Raw genomic sequence first — 8,294 nt, 5'->3', positions numbered from 1 at the left:
TCCGGGCCTCCCCACCAACCGGTGGAGCTCAACTGGGATCCCCCGCCGTCTCCGATCATCGGGCCGGAGCCGCCGGAACCGGCACAGGTCGCCGCCGACACGTACGGCGCGTTCAAGGATCGGTACCTGGCCTGGCGACAGTCCCCGGACGGGCAACCGGAGCCGCAGCTGACCCCTGACCTGGTAGCTCAGGCCAGGTCTCTCTTCGCTCGCCCGTGGGGGCAGCAGAGTGTGGTCCCGCTCTTCGCGCTCATCGACGACGATCTGCGCCTGGTCGAGCTCGATCTCGGCCTCCGGCCGTTCACCTATGACTTCGTCCGGATGAGTCCGATGCAGAAGGATCGGACGACTCTCGTGCGGTGGGCCGCGGAGTACGAGGGCTGGCAGGAGGCCCTGGCGGAGTGGGCGGTCACGCGTCAGGGTCCGGCGCCGCAGTTGGACCCCTCCATCGTCCGGTCCGCGTTGCCGACCATCTTCAGGCTCCAGGAACTCGCGGGCGAGGCCGAATACTGGGTCGCCCGCCCGGACAAGTCGACGAGGTACCTCAACGAGGCCGAGGTGCGTGCCGTCCTGGTGGCCAACGGTCTGGAGCCGGACTCCTACGCCGTCGTCCGGCAGTCGACGGGGCTGGCCATCGAGCGCCGGAACGTTCGCTTCCGGCCGGCCGGCGCGCCTCGCCCGTCGTCGACGGACGGCCCGGGTGCGGCCTCGGCCGAGGTGCTCGGCGCGCTGCGGAGCGGTTTCGTTCCGCGAACATACGGCCAGTGGCGGGCGATGTACGCGGCCTGGCGGGAGACCGGTATGCGTTTCGCCGAACCCGCGTTGTCGTTGCCCGTCGTCTTCGACGCGATACAGATCCTCACCGGCCGGAGAATCGGGTACAAGGCCGTCATCGAAGATGATCTCCGTATTGTCGAGCGCGCCGCCAAGATCGCTCCGTACACGTTCACCCTCATCGAGGGGGCCACCAGCCTCGGGCGAAGCATTGAGAAGTGGAGCGCCAAATACGACGCTTGGCGAACGTCCCTTCTGGAATGGTCCCGGACGCGGCTGGGGCCGCCGCCGGTACCGGACGCCCAAGTGATCAAATCGGCTCTCCCGGGGATCTATCGGGCTCAGCGGAACCAGCCCGACCCGGCCTATCGGCTCGGAACACCGGAACACCGGATCACGGAGAGGGATCTGCTCGCCGTCCTCGACGAGAACGGAATCGAGCCGGGCTCCTACACATTCTCTCGGGCCGGCGGTCCGGCGTCGGTACCGGTCGTCGGTCCCGGAACCTTTCGGTTCAGGCCGGGATATGCGCCCCTCGCTCCGGCCGATGCCGGCGACCTGTCCGCCTATCTGGTGAAGCTGCCGCCGGCCGGCTTGCGTGGTCCCACCCGGCTCGCCCTCACCCAGCTGGTGGGGCTGTCCACGCCGGACCTGCGCCGGTTCGCCGACCAGCTGCGGGCCGAACTTTCCGGCCTTCGGGACTCGGTGTCGTCGCGGCTGGGGCCGGCGGCGGCGGGAAAGGACCTGTGGGGTTCGTCGCTGTCCGCGTCGGTCGACGATCGGCGCGGAGATCCGCGGCGGGACTCCGCCGACTCGCTCCGGCAGCAGGTGGCATCCCTGCTGGAGGTGTACGACTTCGCCCGGCTGGGGATTGCCGGGCTGGCCGGGTGGGCCGAGGGCTCGGCGGACCTGGACACGATGGTGCCGCCGGTCGATCAGGTGGTCTCGCGGGTTCTGGCCGCCGGCTCCCGGCCAGAACGCGGGGCTACGGTCCCGTTGGTGGCGGCACCGGCGGGTGCGGCGTGGGTGGGGCGGGTGCTCCCGCTGGGCGAGGTGCGCGGGCAGCGGCTTTCCGACGCCGTGCGATGGGCGGCGGACATGTCCCGGCCGGTGGTCGTGGTGGGTTCGCCGGACCGGCCGGGCCCGGACGGGGAGCGGCGACTGATCGACGGCCTGACGCGAGTGCTGCGGTCCTTCGCGTACGCCGGGGCGCAACCGCTGGTGCTGACGCTGGACGCGACGAAGCTGAAGCCGCTCTGGACGACCTTCCGGCCGGTCGTGATCGCGCGCACCTCCGACGGCATCGACGACATGTTCGTCCTGTACGACGCCGACGGCACCCCGTTGCGGTCGGCCCGTCAGGTGACCGGGGAGATGTTCCGGCACGCGGACGCCCGGCCGTTCGTGCCCACCGAGCACGAACTGCCGCCGGTGCTGCTGGACTGGCTGGCCCGAACCGATCCGGAGGCGATCGAGCGGTTCCTGCGCGACCACCTGACGGAGCTGCTGGCCGCGGCCGGCAAGCTGGACCTGATCCCGTACCACGAGGCCGGGGTGCACCGTACGGTGCTGAACCTGGTCCGCCGCAACGGTGGCCCGGCCGATCCGGCCGGCCCGCGGTTCGTGCCCGTCCCGTCCGGGCACCGCGACGAGATCGCCCCGCTGCAGCTGGACCGCGGGGTACCGGAGACGTTCGCCGTCGACTACCTGACCCCGAAGCGGTCCCTCGACGACCGGAAGGCCTGGAACGACCAGCTGGTGCGGCTGGTCGACCTGCGTGAGCCGGAGGAGATCGACGGCACCGGGGTGCGGGGACTGTCGGTTGCGGAGATGCTCGCCCTGGTATCCGGGGTCCGTGACGCCCTCCCGGACCCGCTGGACGCCCGGCACTCCGTGGGCCTGACGGTGGCGTTCACCGGACTCGCCGAGGTGCTGCGCATGCCGGCCGAGGTGGCCACGGCGAGTGACCTGATGACCTCCCGGCGATGGCACGACCTGATCATGCCGATCGCCACCTGTGACCTGTCACCGGCGGGCCGGCAGATCGTCATCCACCAGTTCGACGCCGTCCAGGGGCGGCTGCGGGCGGGCCGTCGGGACGCGTACGCGGATCTGGTCCGGGTCGTCGCCGACACGGTCGGCAAATGCCCTGGTGATCGGTGAACCACAGACGCCGCGGGCACGTCACCCGCGTATGGAGGAAGCATGAGCACGTCGGCGGTCACCCGTTCGATGCACGAGCTTTGTGCCGACAGCCGCACCATCCCGTGGCTCGACGGCACGCACCTGAACACCGACTCCAAGGTCGGGGTGACCGCTGACCAATATATCGACGGGGTGCAGGCGGACCGCCCGATGCCGCACATCGCGACGCTGATCTACCGGCAGGAGATGGCCGGCTCCTCCCTGACCACCGGATTCCAAAACCGTATACCCGCCGAGGTCCGCGACAAGATGGGTGTCCGGCCGACCGCACCGGAGGGCCTGGACATCGTCGCGCTGGCCGGGCTCGCGGATACCGTCCGGCACTTCGTGCAGGTCCCCAAGGGGCGTTTGACGCCACCTCCGGCCGATCAGCTGCCCGATGCCCACGACCGGGTCTCGCCGCTGGACGAGAAGGGCCTCACCACGACCTGGGACCAGGCCAGCTGGATCCGCGTCCATCCGGCGGACAGCGCGACCGGCCATGCTTGGTCCGACGTGCCGGAAGCGGTCGCGCACATGATGAAGCAGTCGCTGGCCGGCCGGCCCTACCTGGGCGGCCGGATCGTGATCGGCCCGCACGGCGTCCAGCTCGGACTTCCCGCCGGGCTGGTGAACGCCTGGTACGGGGACCTGGCCTCGAGCTTCGGCCGGCACCTGAACAACGACGACATCGCCGCCGCCCGGGCGGCCGTCGAGTCGAGGGGCCTCGGGCCGATGCGGGCCAGCGTCGTACCGGGCTTCGTCGAGCTCGAGCGTCTGTTGGAGCAGTCCCCGGACGGCACCCAGGCCCTGGTGAAGGTGGACGACGGCGACGACCGGCCGTACGTGTTCCTGGCCGACAAGAGCGACTCCAAGGTCACGTTTCTGGACCTCGGCCCGGGCCCGTCCGCGGCCGTCTATCCCCTCTCGCACAGTTCCATCGAGGTCAACATCTACCCCGACCGCATGTCGCTCCCCGACCGGATCGAATCGATGCGGGACGCCGGCCGGGTCACGACCGAACCGTCGGGGCCGATCCTGTGGCCCGAGGGATCCGGGTACTACCGCCCCGAGGGCACCAAGGGGCCGGGCGTGGTGGTGATCGGCCCGATCGAGCACGAGCCGGCCGTGTTCCTCGACGGCCTGGCCAAAAACGCGGCCGAGCTGGCCCAGCCGATCTTCGTCCTCGGCGCCGGCCGGGACGGGCGCGATGTGCCACCGGAGTCCCGGGTCCAGCAGATGCGGTCGTTGCTGTCCCAGTTCGGGTGGAACGACAAGGTTCCCGTGGTGGTGACCCGCGCCCAGCTCAAGGGCGGCCCGCGGGACCAGACCCTGTACGACGGTCTCGACTTCTTCAACGCGTCGCTGGTCCATCAGGTGCCGGGCAAGCTGTCGCTGGACAATGTGTGGACGGTCCGGTCGAAGGGTGGCAGCACGACCGGCCGTCCCACGTCCGCGCAGCTGGATCTGCCGTTGCTGACCTACGCGGCGGGTGAGGATCGCCGACCGGCGCACCCGAAGCCACCGGCCGAGATCATGCCGCTCCTGACCAAGCCGGTCCGGGAGTGGTCGATCGATCTGTTCAGCCCCGAGGCGAGGACGCTCGGGGCGCTGGTGAAGCCGTTCGCCCGTCCCGACCCGCAACTGTCGGGCCATGTCGCCGCGCTGGATCTGGTGGCGAAGGGCGAGGCCGGCACCGTCACGTCGTTCGTGGAGGATCCCGGCAACGGGCTCGAGGCGCTGGCTCGGCCGCTGCGTACGGTCGGCGGCGACACCCCGGCCGAACGGAAGCAGAGCCTCCGGACGCTGCTGCCGCTGCTGGCCGAGCTGGCCGGCGGCTACGGCATGACCGACGCGGCCAGCCACGGCGTCCTTCTGGCCCTGAACGCGAAGCTGGCCGGGACCGCCGGTGACGACGAGATCCGGGCCATGATCTGGGACCGCAAGGATCACCTGCCGGACCGGGTCCGGCCCGATCTCGTCCGGCTCGTCGCCGACCTCGCGCACCTGGTCCCCGAGGCCGACGCCCCCGGCTACGAGCAGGTGGGCGAGTGGATCCTCACCTGTCCACCGGCTCGGACGGGGTGAGCAGGAGCTCGTTGAGGCGGGCGGCGGCCCGGGCCGCCCTGGACTGATGCGCGGCGTGACCGGGGGTGCGGGGGCGGGGGATCGGGATGTCGACGATCTCGCGGACTCGGCCGGGGCGCGGGGACAGGACGACCACCCGGTCGGCCAGCAGCACCGCCTCCTCGATCGAGTGGGTGACCAGGATGGTGGTGGCCGACTCGGCCTGGTGGATGCGCTGCAGTTCGACTGCCAGCTCGGCCCGGGTCAGGGCGTCCAGGGCGGAGAACGGCTCGTCCATCAGCATCACCCGCGGGCGCAGCAGCAGCGAACGGCACAGCGCCACCCGCTGCTGCATGCCGCCGGAGAGTTCGCCGGGCATCCGGTGCTGGAAGCCGTCCAGGCCGGTCAGATTCAGCAGCTCGTGGGCGCGGTCCAGGTAGGAGGCGCGGCGCTCGCCGAGGAGAGACACCGGAAGCAGGACATTTTCGAGTACGGAGTGCCAGGGAAACAGGGCGGGGCGCTGGAACATCAGGGCCACGTCGCGGGACGGGCGGCGTACCGGCCGGCCATTGATCTTGATCTTGCCTTGGGTGGGCTGCAGCAGGCCGGCGATCAGACGCAGCAACGTGGACTTGCCGCAGCCGGACCGGCCGACCACGGCCAGGAACGAGCCCCGCGGCACCATGAGCGAGACGTCGCGCAGCGCCTCGACCGGGCCGCGGCGCGCGGTGAAGGTATGTCCGAGTCCGGCGGCCTCGATTAGGTTGAGATCCATGCGGGCGCTCCCGGTGCTGGGTCTGGTTCTGGCGGTCGCGGCGTGGTGGCTGGCCGTCCTGATCTTTCCGGTGAACCCGGCCCTGGTGCCGGCCCCACCGGATGTGCTGGCCGCGTTCCTCGACCTGCCGGGCTATCTGCTCGTCCAGTGTGGATACACCGTGGTCGAGGTGGTCGAAGGGTTCGTGGCCGCGGTCGTGGTCGGTGCCGTGATCGCGCTCGCGCTGGTCAGCTCGCGGGTGGTCGAGCGGATGACCTTCCCGCTGCTGCTCGCGCTCAACTCCGTGCCCAAGGTCGCGGTGGCGCCGCTGCTCGTGCTGTGGTTCGGCTTCGGGCCGGTGACCAAGGTGGTGATGGTCTTCCTGGTCTGCTTCTTCCCGGTGATCATCTCGATGGTGACAGGGCTGGCGTCGACGCCGCCCGAGTTTCTCGAGCTGGCCCGGTCGCTGGAGGCGCCGGCCTGGCGGACCTTCCTCAAGGTGCGGGTGCCGGCCGCGCTGCCGCAGGTCTTCGTCGGCCTCAAGGTGGCCATGACGCTGGCCGTGATCGGTGCCGTGATCGCCGAGTTCCAGGCCGGCACGGTGGCCGGCCTGGGCTTCGTCATTCAGAGCTCGACCGGCCAGAGCGAGACCGCGCAGACCTTCGCGGCGGTCACGCTGCTGGCCGGGGTCAGCGTCGTCCTGTTCTACGCGATCGTGGGGCTCGAGCGGTTGCTCGTGCCCTGGGCCCGCACTCACTGACGGAAACCGCTGGTCTGCAGCGTGAGGAAGCCGATCAGGATGACCCGCGGGTCGCTCAGCGCCGCGTCCGCCGCGACCAGATCGTCCTCGGTCAGGCCGCGCTCCAGCAGGCCGGCGCGCAGCTGCGGAATGCCGGCGCGGAGCAGGCGAGCGCCGGGACCGCCGCCGTGCCAGCTGCCGCCGTGCGCGCGCAGGCTCACGTCGGTCAGGCCCTCGGCGACGAACCGGGCCGGAGCCTGATGACCCCAGTAGCGGTCGTTGCCGTGGGCGGCCAGCGTGTCCAGGTGCGCGGTCAGGTATCGGGTCAGCACATCGGTCTGCGCCGGGTCCGGCGCGTACAGGACGAAGGGCCCGAATCCGGGGATGAAATCCTCGGTCAGCAGTACGCCGCCCGGTGCGAGCGCCGCCACCATGTTCCGCAGCGCCTCCGCCCGCCGCGGCAGATGGTTGAGCAGCAGCCGGGCGTGCACGAGGTCGAACGGGCCCAGCGGCTCGCCGGTCACGATGTCGTGCTCGCGGATGGTCAGCCCGGGCACCGGCAGCGGGGCGATGTCGGTGGCCACCACGTCGGCGCCCCGCCCGGCCAGCCACGCCGCGATGCTGCCGCCGCCGGCCGCCACTTCGAGGCAGCGCCGGCCGGCCGGGTCGATCAGCTGCTCGATGTGCGCCTGTGACTCGGCGTCGAGCAGCTCGGTCAGCGCGCGGTGGTGTTCGCCGGCCACCGTGCTGGTGTTGTCGAAGGCGTACCCCTGTGCGGTCATGCGAATGCCACCACCTGGTCGGGAGTGAGGCCGGGCGCCGCGAGACCGGCTTTCTGGAGTACGCCGATGCTGCGCTCGACCCGCCCCCGGTCCAGGGTCGGCTCGGTGACGTACGGCGCCATCAGCCCCATCACCTCGGCCACCACCGTGCCTTTGACCGTCGGCAGCGCGGCCTGCACGAGCCGGCCCGCCTCGGCCGGGTTGTGCACCGCGAACCGCACGGTCTTGGCCATCGCCCCGGTGAACCGGCGAACCAGATCGGCGTCGCCGTCGACAACGGACCGGGTAGCGACGACGACGGTGCCGTAGAGATCCTTGATGTAGGTGCCGTAGGGCAGCGCGACAGGCGTCTTGCCTTGTGCCGCGGTGCGGATGGTGGGGATGTCGATCGCGTACGACCCGATGCCGTCGACCCGGTTGCTCACCAGCAGCGACGGCAGCTGGTCGGCGGGTGAGTCGATCCATGTCACGGCGGCCGGGTCGAGGCCGGCCAGCCGGGCGTAGGTGGGGAAGAGGGTGTGCGACGCGGCCGCGGGCGCCGCACCCAGCTTGCGTCCGGCCAGGTCGGCGGGCTTGGTGATGCCCCGGCCGTCGAGCGTGATGATCGAGAGGAGGGTGCTGGACTGTACGGCCATGACGGCGCGGTAGTCGGTGAACTTCTTGGTGCCGCGGACGGCGCTGACGAAGTCGACCGAGGCGAACTGGGCCTGGCCGGCGGCGAGGGTGCCGAGGTTGGCGTCGCTGGGCTGGCCGGGGCGGATGGTCAGGTCGATGCCGGCCTCGGTGAAGTACCCCTGGCTCAGGCCGACGTGCGGGTAGGTCTCGCGCGGCGAAACGCCGAAACCGGTGAGGTAGGTGACCTGGTCGAGGCCTTTGCCGGTGCTCGTGGGTGGTGAGCTGTCGCCGCAGCCGGCCGTGACCGAGGCCGCGACCAGGGAGGTCAGGACTTTACGTCGGGAAGGCATAGTCCCGGACTTTATGGGCGGAACGGTAT

6 protein-coding genes are annotated in these 8,294 nt (G+C 70.9%); 3 read left to right on the top strand and 3 right to left on the bottom strand.

All coding sequences use genetic code 11. The annotated features are described in order from the left end of the window. Positions 1–2,937: hypothetical protein (locus tag ACGFIO_RS32745; RefSeq protein WP_392832183.1), on the top strand; the 2,937-nt coding region annotated here is incomplete at its 5' end. Positions 2,938–2,979: 42 nt separating this feature from the next. Beyond that, on the top strand, positions 2,980–5,046 hold the full coding sequence (locus tag ACGFIO_RS32740) for a hypothetical protein (protein WP_392832181.1): 2,067 nt from the start codon (positions 2,980–2,982) through the stop codon (positions 5,044–5,046). Here the strand turns inward: ACGFIO_RS32740 and ACGFIO_RS32735 are convergent. Continuing rightward, positions 5,018–5,800 (bottom strand): ABC transporter ATP-binding protein, encoded by a 783-nt coding sequence (locus ACGFIO_RS32735; RefSeq protein WP_392832178.1) that lies wholly within the window; start codon positions 5,798–5,800, stop codon positions 5,018–5,020. The two genes, ACGFIO_RS32740 and ACGFIO_RS32735, sit on opposite strands and share 29 nt — an antisense overlap. On the opposite strand from ACGFIO_RS32735, the gene ACGFIO_RS32730 reads away from it, so the two are divergent. After that, positions 5,799–6,539 (top strand): ABC transporter permease, encoded by a 741-nt coding sequence (locus tag ACGFIO_RS32730; RefSeq protein WP_392832175.1) that lies wholly within the window; start codon positions 5,799–5,801, stop codon positions 6,537–6,539. The two genes, ACGFIO_RS32735 and ACGFIO_RS32730, sit on opposite strands and share 2 nt — an antisense overlap. On the opposite strand, the gene ACGFIO_RS32725 is transcribed toward ACGFIO_RS32730, so the two are convergent. Together ACGFIO_RS32725 and ACGFIO_RS32720 are read right to left on the bottom strand one after the other, a co-directional pair. Further along, positions 6,533–7,300: a class I SAM-dependent methyltransferase gene (locus ACGFIO_RS32725; RefSeq protein ID WP_392832171.1), complete on the bottom strand. Its 768-nt coding sequence runs from the start codon at positions 7,298–7,300 to the stop codon at positions 6,533–6,535. The two genes, ACGFIO_RS32730 and ACGFIO_RS32725, sit on opposite strands and share 7 nt — an antisense overlap. Beyond that, positions 7,297–8,265: an ABC transporter substrate-binding protein gene (locus ACGFIO_RS32720; protein ID WP_392832168.1), complete on the bottom strand. Its 969-nt coding sequence runs from the start codon at positions 8,263–8,265 to the stop codon at positions 7,297–7,299. The genes ACGFIO_RS32725 and ACGFIO_RS32720 overlap by 4 nt, the downstream gene beginning before the upstream one ends. Between the last annotated feature and the right edge of the window lie 29 nt (positions 8,266–8,294).

This window comes from Actinoplanes sp. NPDC049265 (assembly GCF_043197135.1).
Lineage (GTDB): Bacteria > Actinomycetota > Actinomycetes > Mycobacteriales > Micromonosporaceae > Actinoplanes.
This window is presented reverse-complemented; position numbering and strand designations above follow the sequence as displayed.